This is a genomic window from Mammaliicoccus sciuri, from assembly GCF_025561425.1.
Taxonomy (GTDB): Bacteria; Bacillota; Bacilli; order Staphylococcales; family Staphylococcaceae; genus Mammaliicoccus; species Mammaliicoccus sciuri_A.
Genome location: NZ_CP094824.1, coordinates 1,660,951 through 1,681,327 on the forward strand (window position 1 = coordinate 1,660,951; position 20,377 = coordinate 1,681,327).

Here is a 20,377-nt window from a genome sequence, read left to right on the forward strand (position 1 = left end):
CAAACAAAAAAAGAAATGGGGTTTATATATGAAGAAATTTTTAATCTTGTTACTATCTTCATTTTTATTCTTAGCAGCATGCGGTAACGATGATAGTGATGGCAGCAAAGATGATTCATCTGCAAATAAAGATTCTTCGAAATCTGATGATGCATCTAAATCAAAAGATAGTAAGTCTGATAAAGATTCAGATAAAAAATCTGATGATAAATCTGACAGTAAATCAGACAGCAGTAAGGACTCTGATAGTAGTTCTGATGATGTTGCTTCAGGCGATTCTGCTAGTTCAAATTCAGATAGTAATAACTCCGATGATAACGGGTCTAGTGACTCTAATTCAAATGGCACTAATGGCTCAGATGATAGTAATGGCTCAGATGGTAATAGTGCTTCAAACTCTGACTCAAGCAATTCAAATGCTAATAGTGATGATAACGCAAATAACAATAACTCAGCTAATTCTAATGGATCAGACAATGGTGCTAATAGCAACGCTGACCAAAACAGCAATGTCGCTTCAAATGCTGATAATTCAGCAGCTAATGACGCTAATAACGCGGCTAGCAATGATGCTAACAATGCTGCAAGTAATAGTCAGTCGAATTCAGCTCTTGGTGCAGAAAAAGCTCAACAAATTTACAATGAAACAGGACAAAATCCTTACTTAAATTCTATTAATGCAGATTGGAGACAAAAATATGAAGGCGGATTAACAAATCCTGAAAAAGCTTCATTAACTGCATTAGAAAAAGGAACATACAATGGTCCTGAACAACCTGAACTATTCTATAATGCATTAGTTCAAATACAACAACAATATGCACAATAATTTAAAAAGGGTGGGTTTGAAATCAAATGATTTCTGTCCCACCTTTTTTTAATTCAACATATATTGTTTAATTTGTTCTATAAAATAATCTTTCATTTCATTAATAATCCACTCATCCGGCATGCCATCTATTGTCGTCTTCCAATTCGTATGAATTTCTAACGAACGATGTGGACATTCTGTATCACTAAACTCCAAATGTAATCGAACCGTATCTCGATTAGGTGTTAAATTATAATCAATCATATCTGAAGCGATTGCTCTTAACGTTTCTTGCTCATTTAATAAAAATTCTTCACCTGTACTCGAGAGAGATTCTAATACTTCATACCCTAAATATTGTTCATTACCTATTGGGTTAGCAGTATGCCAGGCAATTCACTCAGTGTCAATCGCTTGCCATTGTTGATTTCTATCAATGTAATAATGTGCGATCCCTTGTACATATCTTTCTTCAGGTGCGTTTATTAATACTTCACGCCATTCATTAGCATTTAATTCACTTGCATCGTTATGGATCACAACACCTAGTAGAGGTTGCTTTCTTTTTTCCATTTCATAATGGATATAATCATTTTGTGAAGCGATAATAATCCTCCCCTTTTCAATGCTTTTTTTATTTTAACACATTAAAATATTTTATTTAAAATTGTTTATCAATCGTCATACATGGTATTGTAATAAAAGGTACAATACAGGAGGTATCACGATTATGACACAACATTTTCATAGAGGGATTTTATTTTACCACCAAGCTGCTGGCCAAGGTGATATATATAAAGAACTCGGTCAAGTAACAGAAAATTTAACACAGCTTTGTGATGAATTAACAATAAAATTAAGTAAAGAAGAAGGACAAATTCGTTCTTATTGTAAAACATTAGCTGCCAATTCAAACGAACATGCTTATGATGTTATTTTTATACTGGGCGGAGATGGAACATTAAACGAATTAATAAATGGTGTCGTAGAAAACAATCTCCAAATACCAATAGGCGTCTTACCTGGTGGAACATTCAATGATTTCACGAAGACTTTAAATATATCTCAAAAACCAATGCAAGCTTCTCAAGATTTATTAGCGAGTCAAATTAAGTCATTTGATGTATTGGATGTCAATGGTACATATGCCCTTAACTTTGCGGGTATTGGATTGATGGTACAAAATGCTGAAAATGTTGAATCTAATCAAAAAGAATTATTAGGTAAATTCAGTTATATTTTTTCTACAATCAAAACGGTAGCTAACCCAGAAATTTATCAATATGAATTAACAGCTGATAACGAAATATATTCAGGTGAAACTTCAATGATTTTGATTGCGAATGGCCAACATGTAGGTGGTAGTAGAATACCTTTAGAAGATTTATCACCTAATGACGGGAAAATGAATATATTTATTTTCGACAAACAAAATTTCGGTATCATCAATGACTTCTTTAAAGTAAAAGATAGCATGAATTGGAATGAGATTAGTGATAGCATACAACATATATCATGTGAATCAGCAACGTTATCTACTGATCCATCAGCCAAATTAGATATAGACGGTGAAATTCTGTTCGAAACACCTGTTGAAATAAAATTATTACGTGACCAAGTTAAATTACTATATGTAGATTTGAATAATGGATAAATTAAAGAGACTGAGACATCACATAATGTGCCAGTCTCTTTTATTTGGAAAAATCAATGTAAACGTGATGTTCAATGTTGCTTGTTTGGGTAGTCTTGATAAATACAAGGTCCTGAACATTGCTAGTTGCACTCCACTTGCAATATTCAGCCCTTTCTATTTCTAAAAATATGAAAAGAGTCTAGAACATTTCTGTCCCAGACTTTTTTCGAAAAATTATTTATAAATATATCTAGGGTTTAACAAAACTTAATAAAAGCATGTCACAACATACTATGCTTGAATATTACCATGTTCATCAGATGGTCTAAACAATGCGAATATAGCACTGAAGAATGCGATAACATGTGGAATCCCTGTCCAACAGAATGCTAAGTGTAATAGTCCAACAACTGGTTTTTGTGCATAAAATTTATGAACACCAAAGTTTCCTAATAACACAGCTAATGCGATATAAATCCATTTATTTACGAGCATAATATCCCTCCTTCAACTATAAATATCATTATAGTCTCTATATAGATATATTACCCAAATATAAACGAACAAAATCAGAGATAGTATGACAATTTTGTCACTTATCAATAAAAAAAGCTGTCTCAAGTTGTAAACTTGATGACAGCTAAATGCATTAGTTCCCTAAATAGTCATTAAAATCAGCAATAAATTGTTCTTTGTTCTGTGCTGAAGGATATTGTAATCCACCTAAAATAATAGATTGGCTACTTATTGTAATAAAGTCATAATCAATGGAATGTCTCAAAAATATATTTTTTGCTTCTTCTTGATTGTATTTATTCTCTAAATTCTCAAATACGATAATCTTTTTATCAAAAAACATAACTGCCTCCAAAAAACTTAATATATAAATACTACAAAACTATATTAAGCGAATCTAGAGGGAATTGATGTAAATGATTATTAATATTGTATAATTGCATATATTTTATAGATTTACAGAACAAATTTAAATGATTATGATTGATTATGAATTTTTGATAAACTCTTTTTCTAGATGATTCATCATTTTTTGGGCTTTTTTTAATCCTGGAGATTCGCTTTCATCTTCCATTTGTTCGAGTTCCACTATATTGAATTGCACTTCTTTCTTTAAAGTGTCCCACATTTTTTGATATACACGTTCTTCCATTATAGTCAGCCTCCTTGAAAATCTACTTTCTATATAATATTTACCCTATTCATGGTTACACAATCATCATTAAACTTAGATAGGTAAATCAATGTAAAATAGTAGATTCTAATAAATACTTTTGATTATATTTCACAGCAAGCTTGTATATAAATGTAATTAAACTTTGGTATTGAATTTCATTTTTTTGATATTGTGATTTATACTTCAAGTATTGGTTACGTTCTTCTTCAGTAGCAATTTTCTTAAAATACCCCCACATATGATCATAAGTGTTGATAATTGAACCTTTAGTCGGAACTATGTCTTTAGCATCATCAATCATACTTTGTAAATCGTCATATGTTATATTTCCCTTTAAATCTTCTCTTATATTTAAATATGACTTTTGACTATGCATCATAACATTATATTTTTCATGTCTCCATAACTTTTCCATATCTGCTCTCTTACTCATGATATCACCTACTTACATTACACCGAGGTGCAATTTTATCTGCTGTCCATTTCATAAATAGTAATTTTTCATATTCTAAATAAGCTTCGTCATTCATTAATTTCGTTTCACCATAAACAAATATAGGTGGTAACTTTTCAGTAGAAAATACACCATCTTTAATGCCAGTATCAATCATATAACCCATATTTGAAATTTGATGTTCAAAGTCTTTTGACCTTTTCCCGCCTCTTCTTCTATGTTCTTTATCCATGGCTAATAATAATTCATAAGTGTCAGTTAAATAAGGATAGCCATCATTAAAAACATGCTTCACGATAGGATGACTTAAATAACGTGTATTGCCATCAATATATTCGAGCTTAGCTAGACATACATTAATAATTTGATAAAGTTCTAATACTTGTTTAGAAAGTCGACGGTTATCTAGAAATTTTGCGCTTATTTCATGATTCTCATGAACTCTAAAAATTTGCATTGCGTAATTCCTCTCTCATTATTTAACAATCATGATGATTCCGAAACAAATCAACAACATATAAATATATTTAATTAAGGCACGTTGATCAATTTTAGTATTAATGATATGACCCAGCCATAGTGTTAGGATGAGAAGGGGTAAAATGGCTAATAACAAATACCAAAGTGAGATTGACTAAAACCCTGAAACACCGTGACTAAAGACAATAAAACAACCTGTAATAAAAAATGTACTTGCGAAATATTTTTTAAATCTGTTACATGCCATTTTTTCAAAGTTCCATATATAATAATCGGTACACCGTGACTATTATAGGCACTACCTAAAACACCTGAAACAATACCTGCAATATAGTCATAAAACTTTGGAATATTTAATTTAACTTGGTATATATTCTTATAATAATTAATAAGATTAATAGCACCGTACAATAATATTAATACCCCTAAAAATTTAATAATCACATCTTCATTCGCCCATTTAACAATTACAATCCCAATAGGCGTCCCAATAATAGAACCCATTAATAAACGTTTAATAATAGACCAATCAAGATTTCCACGGCTTCTAATAAACACAGGTAAAGCCACTAATAATCCAACTATTGCCACAACAGAAATAGACAATTTAAAATCTAAATTTAATAAAGCAAGTAATGGCATCGTGACCAAAGCCTCACCAAAACCAAACACAATTCTTACCATAGCCCCTATCAGAATTGAAAAAATAACGAGTGTCCAAATTGTAATATCCATAGAATCCCCTTTTATATGATTATAAAATAAAAACACCTTCTAAACATTAGAAAGTGTCAAAATCTCATTAATATTCAACTATTATTATACCTTTTTTAAGTACTAAAAAATATGAAAATGGTCTGAAAAACAAGGGATACATACTACCTAACTTGTATATACAAGTTTAACAAGATATAATATGATCAAATACATACAAAGGGGTATTATGATATGCAGAATGATTTTGATTATATGCAAATGCTTAAAGGTGAACTATACTTAGCGCACGATATACATGAATCTAATGGTTCAAAAAAAGGAAAAATGCTAGCAGATAAAATTAATCATACACCTATTGAAAATAGTGATGAGATTATTAAATTAGAAAAAGAACTTTTTGATAAAACAGGAGAAAATATATACTTACATCCACCACTCTATGTTGATTACGGTAGACATATTAATATCGGTGAGAACTTTTATGCAAATATGGATTGTATATTTTTAGATGTTAATCATATCAATATTGGTGATAATGTTATGTTCGGTCCAAGAGTGAGTTTGTATACAGCAGGTCATCCAATTGATCCAACAATTCGTAATGAACAATTAGAATTTGGTCATGAAATTAATATTGGGAATAATGTATGGATTGGTGGAAATGCAGTCGTATTACCAGGCGTGTCGGTAGGAGAAAACTCTGTAATCGCATCAGGAGCAGTCGTAACAAAAGACGTGCCGCCCAATACAGTCGTAGGTGGAAATCCAGCTAAAGTCATTAAGCAAATCACAAGCTCTGATTATGACAAATGGCATCGAATGAAATTAGAATATTACGAGAAAAAACGACAATCAGTAGAAAAATGATAGACTTTAAAAGATCATCTCTCTGTAGGTGGTCTTTTTTGATTTAATAAAATCCTAATATTCTCCCTACAATACCTATTATAATTAGAGTTGTGGCAATATACCATTTTATTTGAGTATGTTTCATCTCTTCCGTTTTTGCCTTTCCTTTTTCATCAAATAAAGATACGAGATCATCTTTTAAATCTTTTATATCTGTTTTAAGATCTATTCTTATGCTATTCAAATCTGTTTTGAGCTTTGTTCTCATGCTATTCATATCTTCTTTCAGCTCTGTTCTCATGCTATTCATATCTTCTTTGAGCTCTGTTCTTAAATTACTCATATCTTGTTTGAGCTCTGTTCTTAAATTACCCATATCTTGTTTAAACTCTGACCTTAAATTATTTATATCTGTTTTTAATTCTAATCTTGTTGTAGTTAATTCTTGCTTTAATTCCTTGATATTATCTTCAAGTTTATTAAAGCGAGAGTCCATATGGTTTTTATGTTCTTCAAATTCTGGTCTTGTTACAAAATCCATTTTTATCACCTCTTAGTTGTTAATATTATTTTAGCGTGGTGTGAGATAACGAACGATATCTCAGTCTATTTTATTCTCTATATTTTATATTATTATAAAATATATTTATTTTTAAATCAAGTTTTACTACGCCTATTTACCTCTTCTACTTTAGTTACAATTCTTCGACTTTTGTTACTATAGACGCCCTTAGTTACAATTCACCAGACTTTTGTTACTATGTCCGCCCTTATCCACATACCCCCAAAAATCCAGACACAAAAAACCCTCAAAGCTTATCCTTTGAGGGTTAATAGCAATTAGTATTGCTTCATATATTGATCTCTTTCCCATTCTGATACTTGTGTTCTGTAATAATCCCACTCTAATGATTTAGATTGTATGAATTGGCGATAGATATGATTACCTAATGCTTGTTTAACAACTTTATTTTCTTTCATGGCTTTAATAGCTGTATAAAGTGTTGATGGTAAGTCTTGTACGCCTACCGCTTCACGTTCTTCTCTATCCATTTCATAGATGTTTTGATCTACTGATTCTGGTGGTGTTAATTTATTTTTAATACCATCTAATCCAGCTTCTAGGATGGTAGCTAATGCTAAGTAAGGGTTAGCTGCTGGGTCTACTGAACGAATTTCAACACGAGTTGATAATCCGCGAGATACAGGTATTCTTACTAATGGTGAACGGTTTTGACCACTCCATGCGATATAACATGGTGCTTCATAACCAGGCACTAAACGTTTGTATGAATTTACTAATGGGTTACATACTGCTGTAAATCCACGTGCATTTTTCAAGATACCAGCAATAAAGTGATATGCATCATCAGTTAATTGCATTTCTCCATTTGGATCGAAGAACGCATTTTCTTTACCTTTGAATAATGAAACGTTAAAGTGCATTCCGCTTCCGTTTACACCAAATAATGGTTTAGGCATGAATGTCGCATGCAAGTTATGTTTACGCGCAATTGTTTTTACAACTAGTTTGAATATTTGAATGTTATCACATGCTGTTATAGCATCAGCATATTTAAAGTCGATTTCATGTTGACCAGGTGCTACTTCATGGTGACTTGCTTCAATGTCAAAGCCCATATCTTCTAATTCTAGAACGATATCACGACGACAGTTTTCACCTAAATCTGTAGGTGCTAAGTCGAAGTATCCACCATTATCGTTTAATTCTAATGTTGGTTCTCCTTTTTCATCTAATTTGAATAAGAAGAATTCTGGTTCAGGTCCTAAATTGAAATCTGTAAATCCTAACTCTTCCATTTCTTTTAATACACGTTTTAAGTTTGTACGTGAATCACCAGGGAATGGTTTGCCATCCGGATTGTAAATATCACAAATTAATCGTGCTACTTTTCCTTTTCCTGCAGTCCAAGGGAAAATTACCCAAGTGTCTAAGTCAGGACATAAATACATATCCGATTCTTCAATTCGCACGAATCCTTCAATTGAAGAACCGTCAAACATCATTTCATTGTTTAATACTTTTTCTAATTGTGCAATTGGTACTTCAACGTTTTTAATTGTACCTAAAATGTCAGTAAATTGTAATCTTAAATAACGTACGTTTTCTTCGTCAGCAAAACGAAAAATATCTTCTTTTGTAAAAGTTTGTTTAGCCATGTGATTATCCTCCAGTTTTTAATTAAAAAATCTTGATAAATCTCCACGGTTAAGTGGTCCCTCTGTTTTAGAAGTTCCTCTAATTACCCGCTCTCTCATCTTCAGTTCTTCTTCAGAAAGGTCATTTTCTTCTTCTAAAAGAATTTGTTTGATCCCTTTCATATTAAATCCCTTTTCGATAAGATTTTTAATTTCCAGTAATCGTTCAAGGTCATTTAAAGAAAATAACCGTTGATTACCTTCAGTCCTTTTGGGCGAAACGAGCTCATTGCTTTCATAGTATCTGATTTGTCTGGCTGTTAGCTCTGTTAACTTGATTACGACACCAATCGGGAACACGGCCATGTTTCTTCTGATTATGTCTCTTGACAGCACGACCGCCTCCTTTAGTAAGAACTTGTTATAAATTTAGCACATAAATTTTCAGAAAACAAATGAATGTCAGGAAACCTTACATCTTTTATAATTCAACAAGATCTTGCTTGATTAAATGCTGTACAGCACGCGTTATCGCAATTTTAACATGCTCATAAGTTAAGCCACCTTGAATGTAAGCTTCATATGGTGGTCTAATTGGACCATCTGCCGTTAATTCTATTGATGATCCTTGAATAAATGTACCTGCAGCCATGATAACATCATCTTCATAACCTGGCATATAGCTAGGCATCGGACTAAAATGCGCATTAATTGGAGATGCGTGTTGTATCGACTGACAAAATGCAATCATTTGTTCTTTTGTTTCAAAAGTAACAGATTGAATAATATCTGTACGTTTATCTTGGTAATGTGGTGTCGTTGTCATATTTAATTTTTCTAACAAGCGAGAAGTGAATAATGCACCTTTTAAACTTTGACTAACAACATGTGGCGCTAAGAAGAACCCTTGATACATTTCTGGTAAACTTCCTAAAGATGCGCCCGCTTCCTTACCAATTCCTGGTGCAGTTAATTTGTATGCACAACGTTCAATCAGGTCAGCTTTTCCTGAAATATAACCGCCAATTTTAGCTAAACCACCTCCTGGATTTTTAATTAAAGAACCTGCTATTAAATCTGCACCTATTTCAATCGGTTCTTTATCTTCAACAAATTCTCCGTAACAATTATCTACAAAGACAATTTTATCTGGATATGTTTCTTTAATCGCTTTGATTGCTTGTTCAATTTGTGTAATTGTTAATGAAGGTCGTGAATTATAACCTTTAGATCTTTGTATCGCAATGACTTTAGTTTTAGCATTAATATTTTCTAACACTGAATGAATATCTATTTCATTTTGTTTCAATGGTAATTCTCGATAAGTGATACCTTGTTCGATAAAACTACCTATACCATTACCATTTATACCGATTACTTCTAATAACGTATCATAAGGTGTTCCTGTAATATATAATAATTCGTCTCCATATTTCAGTTGGCTGTTAAGCGCTAATGTAATAGCGTGCGTACCTGAAATAATTTGAGGTCTTACTAAACTGTCTTCAGCTTTAAATACTTTACTATAAACATCTTCTAAATGATCTCGACCTACATCATCGTATCCATATCCAGTTGTACCGATTAAGTCTGATTCAGTGATTTTCACTTCATGAAATGCATCAAGTACATGTTCTTGTGCGATTAATGCATTATGTTCGATTTGATCAAAGTATGGTCTTAATTCTTTTTCTACATCAATAATTAATTCTTTTAATTTTTGTTCCATTTGTTTACCTCTTATTTCTGTTTATAACCTTTTATGTGATATATTTCTGTTTCTTCATCAAAATCCATTTTTTCAACTAAAGTATGGGTTTTTTGCCAATATAATTTGTCAGCATCACTTGATGAAATATCCATTTCATAGTAATCCATTGTCTCTTTAATCATATCGACTAATTTTTCTTTAAATATAGCTTTATCATTAGAATCTTTTGCTGAAACAAATATAGATTGTCCTGATATTGCTGAATGAGTGGATGTTGCTAAATCTTTTTTATTAAATACGACTAACATTGGTATATGTCCCATATCTAATTGATTGACTAAAGTCATAACCGTTTCATACTGTTCCATATAGTGTGGATGACTTGCATCTACAACATGAACAAGTAATTGCGCATATTTCGCTTCTTCTAAAGTCGATTTAAATGCTGCAATCAATGTTGTAGGCAACTTTTGAATAAACCCAACTGTATCAGAAAGTATCACGTTAAACCCGTCATTTATTGTAATGGCACGAGATTTAGGATCTAAAGTCGCAAACAACAAATCTTGTTCGAATGTTTCATCATTTGATAACTGATTAAACCACGAAGATTTACCGGCATTTGTATAGCCAATTAATGCAACTTGGTAGGCTTGATTATGTTGACGTCGTTCTCTATATCGTGATCGATGAGAAACGATTGTTTCTAGTTGATGCTTTATTTCATTCATTCTAGTACGAATATGTCTTCTATCTGTTTCTAATTTCGTTTCACCTGGACCTCTCGTACCAATTCCGCCACCTAAACGAGATAAGCTTTTGCCGTGTCCAGATAATCTCGGCAATAAATAATCTAACTGTGCTAATTCAACTTGCAATTGACCTTCTCTACTTGAAGCTCTTTGCGCAAAAATTTCTAAAATCAATTGAGTGCGGTCTATAATTTTTGTATTAAATAACTCATCTAAATGCTTAGATTGTGCAGTTGTCAATTCATCATTTGCAATGACTGCATTCACTTTAATATCATTCAATTCGATATATTCAATGACTTCTTCTATTTTACCTTTACCAAAATAATACTGTTGATCAGGTCGCTCTCTTTTTTGAGTGAAGACTTCCATGACTTCTAGTTGGCTTGTGACAGCAAGAGATTCCAATTCTTGAACTGTTGATTTAAATGTTGCTTCATCATCTTTTTTATCATGAATTGCTAACAGGATTACTTTTTCTATTTCATGTTTTGTCAACTTCATATCATTTTTCATTTTTATCACGCTCACTTTAAATATATTTTAACGGTGGATTTTATAATCAACTTAGCCACCTTTAGACAAAAAAACGCCACGTGAATTTCATGTTATTATTGAGGCTACCAGACCAAATCAATAAAGGAATGAATTCACATGACGCATACTTATTCTAACATGACAAACCATAAAGGAACACACTTAAGTTATGAAGAACGTGTTCAAATAGAAACACTTAAAAATTTAGGTTTTTCAAATCGTGCAATCGCGCGTGAATTAGGACGTGCACCTCAAACAATCAATAACGAAATTCATCGAAGAACAACACGTCAAATTAAACGACAAAAACAACAACATAAAGTCTATGAATATGAGACGCAAATTTATTTTTCTTCACTAGGTCAACAACGTTATCGACAAAACAGACAACAATGTGGTGCTCAGCCCTTATGGAAGAAGAACCCATTATTTATTCCATGGGCAGATCACCTCATGAAAAAGAAACGCTGGTCACCTGAAGCAGTCGTGGCATATGCTCACAAGGAACAATGTTTTGAAAGAGAAAAAATCCCTTCAACAACGACAGTATATGCTTGGATAGATCAACAAATCATGGAAACTAAGAATATTGATCTACTAGAAAAATTAAAAAGACGTCACTCTACTCAGAATAGCTACCATAATCATCCACACAGTCGAGTGCTCGGTCCAAGTATTGAGACACGTCCTAGTGAAATTGAATCACGTCAGTCTTTTGGTCACTGGGAAATAGATACCGTAATAGGAACTAAAGACAAGTCAAAGCCAGTTATCTTAACACTTGTTGAGAGACAAACGCGTTTTGAAATACTAGAAATAATAGAGAGTAAAAGTGCTGATGCAGTGTCTCACGCATTGAAAAACTTATTTGACTCCTTAGGCGAAAAAGCACCAAAAATCTTCAAATCTATCACATCTGACAATGGTTCAGAATTTGCATCGCTGTATGAAGAATTTGGCCATATGATAGAAATATACTTCACACATCCATTCTCATCATATGAACGTGGGACAAGTGAAAACCAACATAAAATGATTCGTCGTTTTATTCCAAAAGCACATGATTTATCCAATGTTCAAAAACGCTTCATAAAAGCCATACAACAATATATGAATGACTATCCTAGAAAGACTTTAAATTACAACACAGCTCATCATAATATGGCAGAAAGTTTAAAGCACCTCAATCTGTATGAATCTTTCCAAAGCTAAAGTCTTAGCTTTGGTTACCTGTTGAGTATTAATTGATTAAAACCAATCAATCCTCAACAGGTTCGAATACGGTTAACCCTTGTGTACACCTCAGTCATTATAGGTGGCTAACTTAAACTTGAAATCCTCGAATATATTTTAACATATAAACATGCATGCAAATTGATATGACTTTGATAAATTTTTGATTATAATAGAATTAAGAAAAGGAGTGATGGCAATGTCAATTTATGACTTCGTTGTTGCAAAAACGAACGGTGAAGAATATTCATTATCTGAGTATAAAGGAAAAGCTATTTTAATTGTTAATACAGCAAGTGAATGTGGATTCACACCTCAATTTGAAGGTTTAGAAGCTTTATACCAAGATTATAAAGATCAAGATTTCGTGGTGTTAGGATTTCCATGTAATCAATTTGGTAATCAAGAACCAGGTGCCGCTTATGAAGCATACCAAAATTGTAAATTAAATTATGGTGTAACTTTCCCAATGCATGAAAAAATAAAAATTAAAGGTTCAGAACAACATCCTCTATATGAGTATTTGACTTCTGCTAAAAAAGGTATTTTAAATGGGTCAATTAAATGGAACTTTACTAAGTTCTTAGTGAATAAAGACGGAGAAGTTGTGAATCGATTTGCACCACAAAAAAGCCCTGAACAATTGAGAAGTTCAATAGAAGCAGTATTATAATTGATTACACATAAATAAGCGGCTAAGACAATAAAATGTCCTAGCCGCTTATTATTTGAAAAACAATTATTGTTCGCTATCTTGATTTTCATCATCTTGTGCATCTACGAAAGTTGAGATAGCATGTTTGTAAATTAGATGTTCTTTCCCTTGAATATCTAATAATACAACTTTGTCGTCAAAGTCGACAATTTTCCCTTTCATTTGAAATCCATTCAACAAGAATACCGTAAGTTCAGTTCCTTCTGATTTGAATTTCTTAAGTAAAACTTCTTGAATATTTTCTTTCTCTGCCATATGACTTTCCCCTTCACTTGGATAATTGGATTACGTTGTCTGCGATTTCTGTTAAAGACTGTTTATCCCGTTGAAACCAAGTCACATTCATTTTGTTTTTAAACCAGGTCATTTGACGTTTGGCATATCTTCTTGAATTTTGCTTGATTTGTTCTGTAGAGGTTTCTATGTCTATTTCTCCTTTTACTACTGGTACCAATTCTTTATATCCAATTGCTTGCATACTTTGAGAATCTTGATATCCTTTCTCAACAAGATTAGACACTTCTCTTAATAATCCTCGCTGCAACATCATGTCAACGCGCATATTAATTCTTTGATATAATATTTCGCGCGACATTTCTATCCCAATTAATATTGTACTATATTTTCCAGAAAATGTCTGGCTTTTCTTTCTTTCACTTAAAGTTTTTTTTGTATTTAAGTAATATTCAATTGCTCGCTCTACTCTTTTGCGATTGTTTGGATGCAATGATGACGCGGTTTCTGGGTCGATTTCATATAAATAGTTGTGCAATTCAATATTTGAGCATTTAGATAATTTATTTAATTTATTTTTTGTAATTCCCATTTTTTCAGAACTGATTTTCTCTTCTTCAAGGTTATAATCATATAAAACTGACTGTACATATAAACCTGTTCCACCGACAAGTATCGGCAATTTACCTCTATCATGAATATCCTTTACAGTTCTTTCAAAGTCTTGTTTAAATCGATAAACTGAATATGGTTCATCCGGTTCATATACATCTATTAAATGATGAACAACGCCTTCCTTTTCTTCTTCTGTCACTTTAGCTGTACCAATATCTAGACCTTTATAAATTTGAAAGGCATCACCATTAATAACTTCACCGTTTAAAGCTTTGGCTAATTTAATACTTAATTCTGTTTTACCTACTGCAGTAGGGCCTACTATTGCAATTAATGGTTTTTCATTCATTTGTTATTTCCTCTTTTTCTAATTGTTTAATTTGTACCATCAACCAATTATATAAATGTTCATACACTGCATAACGGTTCGTCTCAAATAACACTTCATGACGCTTATTTTTATATAATTGTACTGTGACATGTTTAACGCCTGAATGTTTATAAATAGAAGCTAACTGTTTAATACCATTACCAAATCCACCAAAGTGATCTTCTTTACCTGATACTAGTAAAATGGGCATATTTAAATTTTGTTGTCTAATATAACTGATTTTCTTAGTTTGGACAGCAGCCTTTACCGTTTCTAGAAGTACTTTATGTGAAATCGGAAATCCTGAATACATATCTTTTTCATATTGCTCACGATTTTCATCACTTTGACTTAACCATTTATTATCTTTATTTAAATCTTTATGTTGTCGATTCATTGTCTTAAAAGCAATATTATTAATAAACTTTGATTTTGTGCGACTTCCTAAAAATAAATTCACAAACTTTAATGCATATAAGTTTAACTTGCCTTGAATTTTAGGATAAACAACCGTTCCTGACAGTATTAAAGCATCTACATCATTTGGATAATCATGAACATATTGTCTCGCAACTAATGAACCCATAGAATGTCCTAATAATATAAATGGCAATTCAGGATTAAGTTCATTTTTAAACGTATCCCTTACTTCTTTAACATCGTCGACTAAATCTTGTAATGCATTAAAATGACCTCTTGAAGAAGCTTCTATGTTCATACCATGACCTCGGTGGTTATGACGTATAACATGAAAGCCTCTTTTACATAAATATTCTGCTACTGCATCATATCTATCTTTATGTTCAGCCACACCATGCAATATATGTATAATTCCATAAGTTTTTTCATCCGTTTTATCAATTGTAACTTCTAAAGTTTGTTCTGTAGATAATGTAATTCTATGATTAAATCGTCTCAAAAACATGCGCCTCCCTTATAAGACATTATAGCAAAATCTATAGCGCTTAAAAATATATTCACAAATCCATCATATAATATATAAAAAACCTGCCGACAAAAAGTTGTCAGCAGGTTTAAATAGTTGGTTTATAAATTATTTAACTATAGCTGGTTGATCATTTGGATTAACCGCTTCTTTAATAGCTTGTTCTAATTCATCTTTATAAACGCGTTTAGTATCATTATCATAATTTAATACTTGAGCCATTACTTCAACTATCGCATCTTTATGATCTAATACATATTGAATATCAAAGTATAAACGACCTGAACGACGCACTAAGAAGTCAGTTGGTTTATGAACCATTTCTTTTTGAATGCTGTAAATAACTTCAGCATATACTTCGATTGGTAAGTTAACATCTGCAACTTGTGTAGCATGAGCAATAGCAAATACTTCATCTACGCTAGATCCGTATTTTCTAGCTAAATAACGTGCTGCATCTTCTGATAAGTTGTAGTTTTTAGCTTCTTTAACTTTACTTTCAACGAATGATTCATAATTTTTACTACCACCAACGTTACCGCCAGAAATGTAGGTTTCTTTTGTACGACAAGGTTTGAATAATAATTTATATTCTTCTTTAAGACGTTTACTTAATAAATCAACAATATCTTGAGCCATATGACGGTAACCTGTTAATTTACCACCAGCGATTGTAAGTAAGCCTGAATCGCCTTCCCAAATTTCGTCTTTACGAGAAATTTCTGATGGATCTTTACCTTTTTCAAAGATTAATGGTCTAACACCAGCCCAAGTTGATTCGATATCTTTATCTTCAACTTTTACAGTTGGGAACATATAGTGAATAGCATCTAATAAATATTGACGATCTTCTTCTGTAACTTTTGGAGAAGATTTATCATTATCATAAATTGTATCAGTAGTACCAACATATGCTTTTCCATCTCTAGGAATTGCGAAAATCATTCTGCCATCATTTTCTGTATCAAAGTATACAGCTTGACCTAATGGGAATACGCTTTGGTCAATAACAATATGAACACCTTTAGTTAATCTAAGTTGTTTATTGTTTGTTGAATAGTCTTTACCGCGTACTTCATCAACCCATGGACCTGCAGCGTTGATAACTCTTTTACCTTTAATTTCGAAAATTTCATTTTGTAATAAATCAGTTACTTCGATACCTGATACTTTTTTCTTTTTGTTGTATAAGAATTTATTTGATTTAGCATAGTTAATGATATCTGCACCAAATTCACGTGCGCGTTTCATAACTTCAATTGTTAAACGAGCATCATCTGTACGGTACTCAACATAGTAACCACCAGCTTTTAAACCGTCTTGTTTTACAAGTGGCTCTTTCTTAATTGTTTCTTCTCTGTTTAACATTGTACGACGTTCAGCTTTTTTAACACCTGCTAAGAAATCATAAACTTTCAAACCGATTGATGTTGTAAATGGACCCATGCTACCGCCTTTGTGTAAAGGTAATAACATCCATTCTGGTGTTGTTACGTGAGGACCATTTTCATAAACGATCGCTCTTTCTTTACCAGTTTCAGCAACTACGCCAACTTGGAATTGTTTTAAGTAACGTAATCCACCATGAACTAATTTCGTACTTCTAGAACTTGTACCTTGTGCAAAGTCTTGCATTTCAACTAATGCTACTTTCATACCACGTTGCGCTGCATCTAAAGCGATACCTGCACCAGTGATTCCTCCACCGATAACAACTACGTCATATTCAGTTTTTTTAAGTTGATCTTTAACTTGATTACGATTTAATGCTGATAATTGTTGCATAACCATTTCCTCCTATAAAATGTAAAAAAAATGAGAGACTTATCCCTACAAAAATGTACGAACAAAGCCTCTCATGTCTCTACGAAATATTAACTTACCTTAATGATAACACAACTTAATCTAATTTAAAAGCTTGAGTGGCTTTTACTGCAGTTTTCCAACCTTTATAAAGTTTTTCACGCTCTTCTTCTTCAAGTTCAGGTTTGAATTCTGTTTCTAATTTCCAACGTTGTTTTATCTCATCTTTAGATTTCCAGAAACCTACTGCTAATCCAGCTAAGTATGCTGCACCTAATGCAGTTGTTTCATTTACTTCTGGTCTTTCTACTGGCGTATTTACAATATCAGCTTGGAATTGCATTAAGAAATTATTCTTAACAGCACCGCCATCAACTCTTAATGTTTCAACATTAATGCCAGAATCTTTTTCCATTGCTTCTAACACATCTCTAGTTTGGTAACATAATGATTCTAAAGTTGCTCTAATGAAATGTTCTTTTTCAATACCACGTGTTAAGCCGAAGATTGCACCTCTAGCATCTGCATCCCAATAAGGTGTACCTAAACCAACAAACGCTGGTACGACATATACGCCTTCTGTAGATTTAACACGATTAGCATAATCTTCTGAAGCTGGTGCTGATTTAATCATTCTTAAACCATCTCTTAACCATTGAATAGCAGATCCTGATACGAAAATACTACCTTCTAATGCGTAGTTTACTTTTCCATCTAGACCATAAGCTAACGTTGTTAATAAACCACTTTCAGATTTTACAGCTTTTTCACCAGTGTTCATTAACATAAATCCACCAGTACCGTATGTGTTCTTAACTTCTCCACTTTCGAAGCAAGCTTGTCCGAATAATGCAGCTTGTTGGTCACCTGCTACACCAGCGATTGCAATTTTCTCACCGAAGAAGTGATGTTCTTGAGTATAACCATATACTTCACTTGAAGGTTTAACTTCTGGCAACATAGAAGCTGGTACATCAAGATATTCTAATAATTCTTCGTCCCATTTCAAGTCATAAATGTTATACATTAATGTTCTACTTGCATTTGAGTAATCTGTTACATGAACGTCACCTGTGAATTTCCAGATTAACCAAGTATCAATTGTTCCGAATAATAAATCGCCGTTTTCAGCTTTTTCTCTAGCACCTTCAACATTATCAAGAATCCATTTTACTTTTGTACCTGAGAAATATGGATCTAATAATAGACCAGTTTTTTCTTTGAAAATTGGTTCTAAATCTTTAGATTTTAATTCTGTACAAATGTCTTGAGTTTGTCGAGATTGCCAAACAATTGCATGATAAACTGGGCGTCCAGTATTTTTATCCCATACGACAGCAGTTTCCCTTTGGTTTGTGATACCAATACCTTCGATTTGCTTTGAACTAATATTATTTTCATTAAGTACACTTGAAATAACCGCTAATACTGAAGTCCAAATTTCATTAGCATCATGCTCAACCCAACCACCTTTAGGGAAGTATTGCTTAAATTCTCTTTGACTCACAAATTTGATAGTACCTTCTTTATCAAAAAGTATTGCTCTAGAACTTGTTGTACCTTGGTCAATTGATAAAATGTATTTTTCCATATTAAACACTCCTATAAATTTGTATATTACAGAATTTCTGAAACTTCGTCTTTAAGTATTGATTTATTTAAGAAAATACCAGACAATACGACAATCACTGTAAAGATGATTGAGAAAATAACGAAACCGTTTACAACCCCGTTAAATAATATGTTATATAATGCTGCACCTAACATACCACCTGAAATCGGTCCTAAAATCGGCACAATTGCATATTTCCAATTTGAACTTCCTTTACCCGGAATTGGTAATATCATGTGCATGATACGTGGTCCAATATCACGAGCTGGGTTAATCGCATAACCTGTCGCACCACCTAAACTTAAACCAATTGCTACGATTAATAAACCAACGATTAAAGGATTTAAGCCATCAGTAAATTTATTTGTTCCTATAAATAATAATCCCATAACTAAGATCATAGTTCCAATAATCTCACTTAAGAAATTTGCTACATAGTTTGGATAAGATGGACCAGTTGAGAATACACCTAACTTAGCACCTTGATCTTCAGTTTTTTTCCAATGTGGTAAATAAGTAGCCCATACTAAAAATGCACCAATCATAGCACCAATCATTTGAGCCACAATAAATGGAACAACTTTAGACCATGGGAATGATCCGTCAATTGCAAAGCCAAGCGTAACAGCTGGGTTTAAATGTGCCCCGGAAACATTACCAACTGCATAAACACCAAGCATAACAGCTAGCCCCCAACCTAATGAAATAACAATCCAGTCTGCACCTTTACCAAGTGCCCCTTTTAGATTGACGTTAGCACATACACCGCCACCAAATAAAATTAAGATGGCTGTACCAATTAATTCGCCTAAAAATTCACTCATATTAAACACCCTCCTAAATATAATATGCTAATACATAAAAAGCCCCCTACGTTGAACTACACATCATATTCATATAGTAATTTATACAAATTTAACGCATAGTTTCTTTTCGTAGAGGGTCTCATTTACTCATCTCATATATTAACTTAATTAGAAGTATAATACTTTATGAAAACGTTGTCAAATCAATTTACCAAATTGTAATATCGCTAGACGTAACATATTGTGCACCGCTTTCAATTGCTAAATCAATTTCTTCCTTCGTATTAATTAATCCACCTGCAATAATTCGCTTACCTGTTTTATCACTGATTTCCTTGATTACTTTAGTAGCAACACCTGGTAGTACTTCCACTAAATCAGGGTCTGATTGTTTAATTAGTTCAATACTTCTACTTAACGCTGTGCTATCAAGAATAAATACACGCAATATCGTTAACGTATTTAGTTTTTTGGCACGTTTAATAATTTTTGATTTCGTTGATATAATGCCATGTGGTTTATATTGTTGTATAACATATTCAACAGCCGCTTCATCATTTGATAAACCTTTAATTAAATCAATGTGTAGCATCACCTCTTTTTGATGCTTTTTCATTTGCTCTAAAATGCCTTGCAAATGACCGATATGTGTATCTAATAATACGCATCGTTCATAATCCATCTTAAAGAATTTTTCCATATCTTTCATAGAGCGAATAGCTGGTAATATATGCTTATTCATTT

24 protein-coding genes and 1 pseudogene are annotated in these 20,377 nt (G+C 32.4%); 5 read left to right on the top strand and 20 right to left on the bottom strand.

Annotated elements, in window-relative coordinates:
* Positions 1–28 precede the first annotated feature (28 nt).
* Positions 29–829 (top strand): hypothetical protein, encoded by an 801-nt coding sequence (locus MUA60_RS08560; RefSeq protein WP_262647899.1) that lies wholly within the window; start codon positions 29–31, stop codon positions 827–829.
* A 48-nt stretch (positions 830–877) separates the two neighbouring features.
* Here MUA60_RS08560 and MUA60_RS08565 read toward each other — a convergent pair whose 3' ends face one another.
* Both MUA60_RS08565 and MUA60_RS08570 read right to left on the bottom strand, forming a co-directional pair.
* Entirely contained in the window at positions 878–1,075 is a 198-nt protein-coding gene (locus tag MUA60_RS08565) for a hypothetical protein (RefSeq protein WP_262647900.1), read from the bottom strand.
* A gap of 132 nt (positions 1,076–1,207) precedes the next feature.
* The gene (locus MUA60_RS08570; protein ID WP_262647901.1) at positions 1,208–1,384 is read right to left on the bottom strand and encodes a hypothetical protein; all 177 of its coding nucleotides are present in this window, start codon (positions 1,382–1,384) and stop codon (positions 1,208–1,210) included.
* A 157-nt stretch (positions 1,385–1,541) separates the two neighbouring features.
* On the opposite strand from MUA60_RS08570, the gene MUA60_RS08575 reads away from it, so the two are divergent.
* A complete protein-coding gene (locus tag MUA60_RS08575) occupies positions 1,542–2,465 on the top strand; it encodes a diacylglycerol/lipid kinase family protein (RefSeq protein ID WP_262647902.1) in 924 nt (307 codons plus the stop codon).
* Between the two features lie 273 nt (positions 2,466–2,738).
* Here MUA60_RS08575 and MUA60_RS08580 read toward each other — a convergent pair whose 3' ends face one another.
* The 6 genes from MUA60_RS08580 to MUA60_RS08605 all read right to left on the bottom strand — a co-directional run bounded on the left by MUA60_RS08580 (position 2,739) and on the right by MUA60_RS08605 (position 5,308).
* A complete protein-coding gene (locus MUA60_RS08580; protein ID WP_025905865.1) occupies positions 2,739–2,942 on the bottom strand; it encodes a TM2 domain-containing protein in 204 nt (67 codons plus the stop codon).
* 154 nt (positions 2,943–3,096) lie between these two features.
* A complete protein-coding gene (locus MUA60_RS08585) occupies positions 3,097–3,306 on the bottom strand; it encodes a hypothetical protein (protein ID WP_037587900.1) in 210 nt (69 codons plus the stop codon).
* Between the two features lie 144 nt (positions 3,307–3,450).
* Positions 3,451–3,615, bottom strand: coding sequence for a hypothetical protein (locus MUA60_RS08590; RefSeq protein WP_262647903.1), 165 nt, complete (start codon positions 3,613–3,615; stop codon positions 3,451–3,453).
* Between the two features lie 88 nt (positions 3,616–3,703).
* Positions 3,704–4,072: a YbgA family protein gene (locus tag MUA60_RS08595; protein WP_262647904.1), complete on the bottom strand. Its 369-nt coding sequence runs from the start codon at positions 4,070–4,072 to the stop codon at positions 3,704–3,706.
* Positions 4,073–4,076: 4 nt separating this feature from the next.
* A complete protein-coding gene (locus MUA60_RS08600; protein ID WP_262647905.1) occupies positions 4,077–4,550 on the bottom strand; it encodes a pyrimidine dimer DNA glycosylase/endonuclease V in 474 nt (157 codons plus the stop codon).
* A 149-nt stretch (positions 4,551–4,699) separates the two neighbouring features.
* Entirely contained in the window at positions 4,700–5,308 is a 609-nt protein-coding gene (locus MUA60_RS08605; RefSeq protein ID WP_262647906.1) for a sulfite exporter TauE/SafE family protein, read from the bottom strand.
* Between the two features lie 213 nt (positions 5,309–5,521).
* On the opposite strand from MUA60_RS08605, the gene MUA60_RS08610 reads away from it, so the two are divergent.
* Complete coding sequence (locus tag MUA60_RS08610; protein ID WP_262647907.1) at positions 5,522–6,157, top strand: sugar O-acetyltransferase; 636 nt, start codon at positions 5,522–5,524, stop codon at positions 6,155–6,157.
* A gap of 43 nt (positions 6,158–6,200) precedes the next feature.
* Here MUA60_RS08610 and MUA60_RS08615 read toward each other — a convergent pair whose 3' ends face one another.
* The 5 genes and pseudogenes from MUA60_RS08615 to hflX form a co-directional block, all read right to left on the bottom strand.
* Positions 6,201–6,680, bottom strand: coding sequence for a hypothetical protein (locus MUA60_RS08615; RefSeq protein WP_262647908.1), 480 nt, complete (start codon positions 6,678–6,680; stop codon positions 6,201–6,203).
* Positions 6,681–6,979: 299 nt separating this feature from the next.
* Complete coding sequence (gene glnA, locus MUA60_RS08620; protein ID WP_262647909.1) at positions 6,980–8,320, bottom strand: type I glutamate--ammonia ligase; 1,341 nt, start codon at positions 8,318–8,320, stop codon at positions 6,980–6,982.
* 137 nt (positions 8,321–8,457) lie between these two features.
* A pseudogene (locus MUA60_RS08625) lies at positions 8,458–8,695 on the bottom strand (MerR family transcriptional regulator); the annotation flags it as partial.
* Between the two features lie 85 nt (positions 8,696–8,780).
* Complete coding sequence (locus tag MUA60_RS08630) at positions 8,781–10,028, bottom strand: methionine gamma-lyase family protein (RefSeq protein ID WP_262647910.1); 1,248 nt, start codon at positions 10,026–10,028, stop codon at positions 8,781–8,783.
* A gap of 11 nt (positions 10,029–10,039) precedes the next feature.
* Positions 10,040–11,278: a GTPase HflX gene (gene hflX, locus MUA60_RS08635; RefSeq protein WP_262647911.1), complete on the bottom strand. Its 1,239-nt coding sequence runs from the start codon at positions 11,276–11,278 to the stop codon at positions 10,040–10,042.
* Positions 11,279–11,416: 138 nt separating this feature from the next.
* On the opposite strand from hflX, the gene MUA60_RS08640 reads away from it, so the two are divergent.
* Positions 11,417–12,511, top strand: a complete 1,095-nt coding sequence (locus tag MUA60_RS08640; protein ID WP_262647912.1) for an IS30 family transposase — start codon at positions 11,417–11,419, stop codon at positions 12,509–12,511.
* A 220-nt stretch (positions 12,512–12,731) separates the two neighbouring features.
* Positions 12,732–13,205: a glutathione peroxidase gene (locus MUA60_RS08645; RefSeq protein ID WP_262647913.1), complete on the top strand. Its 474-nt coding sequence runs from the start codon at positions 12,732–12,734 to the stop codon at positions 13,203–13,205.
* 66 nt (positions 13,206–13,271) lie between these two features.
* On the opposite strand, the gene hfq is transcribed toward MUA60_RS08645, so the two are convergent.
* From hfq to MUA60_RS08680, 7 genes are all read right to left on the bottom strand, one after another.
* On the bottom strand, positions 13,272–13,502 hold the full coding sequence (hfq, locus tag MUA60_RS08650; RefSeq protein ID WP_025905616.1) for an RNA chaperone Hfq: 231 nt from the start codon (positions 13,500–13,502) through the stop codon (positions 13,272–13,274).
* 13 nt (positions 13,503–13,515) lie between these two features.
* Positions 13,516–14,445, bottom strand: a complete 930-nt coding sequence (gene miaA / locus MUA60_RS08655; protein ID WP_262647914.1) for a tRNA (adenosine(37)-N6)-dimethylallyltransferase MiaA — start codon at positions 14,443–14,445, stop codon at positions 13,516–13,518.
* Positions 14,438–15,385, bottom strand: coding sequence for an alpha/beta hydrolase (locus MUA60_RS08660; RefSeq protein ID WP_262647915.1), 948 nt, complete (start codon positions 15,383–15,385; stop codon positions 14,438–14,440). The genes miaA and MUA60_RS08660 overlap by 8 nt, the downstream gene beginning before the upstream one ends.
* 135 nt (positions 15,386–15,520) lie before the next feature.
* Positions 15,521–17,197 carry a glycerol-3-phosphate dehydrogenase/oxidase gene (locus MUA60_RS08665; protein ID WP_262647917.1) on the bottom strand — a complete coding sequence of 559 codons (1,677 nt, stop codon included), beginning with the start codon at positions 17,195–17,197 and terminating at the stop codon, positions 15,521–15,523.
* Positions 17,198–17,312: 115 nt separating this feature from the next.
* Entirely contained in the window at positions 17,313–18,806 is a 1,494-nt protein-coding gene (glpK, locus tag MUA60_RS08670) for a glycerol kinase GlpK (protein WP_262647918.1), read from the bottom strand.
* A gap of 26 nt (positions 18,807–18,832) precedes the next feature.
* Positions 18,833–19,651, bottom strand: a complete 819-nt coding sequence (locus tag MUA60_RS08675; protein ID WP_262641143.1) for an MIP/aquaporin family protein — start codon at positions 19,649–19,651, stop codon at positions 18,833–18,835.
* 190 nt (positions 19,652–19,841) lie between these two features.
* Entirely contained in the window at positions 19,842–20,375 is a 534-nt protein-coding gene (locus tag MUA60_RS08680) for a glycerol-3-phosphate responsive antiterminator (RefSeq protein ID WP_025905610.1), read from the bottom strand.
* Between the last annotated feature and the right edge of the window lie 2 nt (positions 20,376–20,377).

Coding starts and splice junctions, on each gene's coding strand:
- MUA60_RS08560 (WP_262647899.1), top strand. CDS start 29: ATGAAGAAATTTTTAATCTTGTTACTATCTTCATTTTTATTCTTAGCA.
- MUA60_RS08565 (WP_262647900.1), bottom strand. CDS start 1,075: ATGATTGATTATAATTTAACACCTAATCGAGATACGGTTCGATTACAT.
- MUA60_RS08570 (WP_262647901.1), bottom strand. CDS start 1,384: ATGGAAAAAAGAAAGCAACCTCTACTAGGTGTTGTGATCCATAACGAT.
- MUA60_RS08575 (WP_262647902.1), top strand. CDS start 1,542: ATGACACAACATTTTCATAGAGGGATTTTATTTTACCACCAAGCTGCT.
- MUA60_RS08580 (WP_025905865.1), bottom strand. CDS start 2,942: ATGCTCGTAAATAAATGGATTTATATCGCATTAGCTGTGTTATTAGGA.
- MUA60_RS08585 (WP_037587900.1), bottom strand. CDS start 3,306: ATGTTTTTTGATAAAAAGATTATCGTATTTGAGAATTTAGAGAATAAA.
- MUA60_RS08590 (WP_262647903.1), bottom strand. CDS start 3,615: ATGGAAGAACGTGTATATCAAAAAATGTGGGACACTTTAAAGAAAGAA.
- MUA60_RS08595 (WP_262647904.1), bottom strand. CDS start 4,072: ATGAGTAAGAGAGCAGATATGGAAAAGTTATGGAGACATGAAAAATAT.
- MUA60_RS08600 (WP_262647905.1), bottom strand. CDS start 4,550: ATGCAAATTTTTAGAGTTCATGAGAATCATGAAATAAGCGCAAAATTT.
- MUA60_RS08605 (WP_262647906.1), bottom strand. CDS start 5,308: ATGGATATTACAATTTGGACACTCGTTATTTTTTCAATTCTGATAGGG.
- MUA60_RS08610 (WP_262647907.1), top strand. CDS start 5,522: ATGCAGAATGATTTTGATTATATGCAAATGCTTAAAGGTGAACTATAC.
- MUA60_RS08615 (WP_262647908.1), bottom strand. CDS start 6,680: ATGGATTTTGTAACAAGACCAGAATTTGAAGAACATAAAAACCATATG.
- glnA (WP_262647909.1), bottom strand. CDS start 8,320: ATGGCTAAACAAACTTTTACAAAAGAAGATATTTTTCGTTTTGCTGAC.
- MUA60_RS08630 (WP_262647910.1), bottom strand. CDS start 10,028: ATGGAACAAAAATTAAAAGAATTAATTATTGATGTAGAAAAAGAATTA.
- hflX (WP_262647911.1), bottom strand. CDS start 11,278: ATGAAAAATGATATGAAGTTGACAAAACATGAAATAGAAAAAGTAATC.
- MUA60_RS08640 (WP_262647912.1), top strand. CDS start 11,417: ATGACGCATACTTATTCTAACATGACAAACCATAAAGGAACACACTTA.
- MUA60_RS08645 (WP_262647913.1), top strand. CDS start 12,732: ATGTCAATTTATGACTTCGTTGTTGCAAAAACGAACGGTGAAGAATAT.
- hfq (WP_025905616.1), bottom strand. CDS start 13,502: ATGGCAGAGAAAGAAAATATTCAAGAAGTTTTACTTAAGAAATTCAAA.
- miaA (WP_262647914.1), bottom strand. CDS start 14,445: ATGAATGAAAAACCATTAATTGCAATAGTAGGCCCTACTGCAGTAGGT.
- MUA60_RS08665 (WP_262647917.1), bottom strand. CDS start 17,197: ATGCAACAATTATCAGCATTAAATCGTAATCAAGTTAAAGATCAACTT.
- glpK (WP_262647918.1), bottom strand. CDS start 18,806: ATGGAAAAATACATTTTATCAATTGACCAAGGTACAACAAGTTCTAGA.
- MUA60_RS08675 (WP_262641143.1), bottom strand. CDS start 19,651: ATGAGTGAATTTTTAGGCGAATTAATTGGTACAGCCATCTTAATTTTA.
- MUA60_RS08680 (WP_025905610.1), bottom strand. CDS start 20,375: ATGAATAAGCATATATTACCAGCTATTCGCTCTATGAAAGATATGGAA.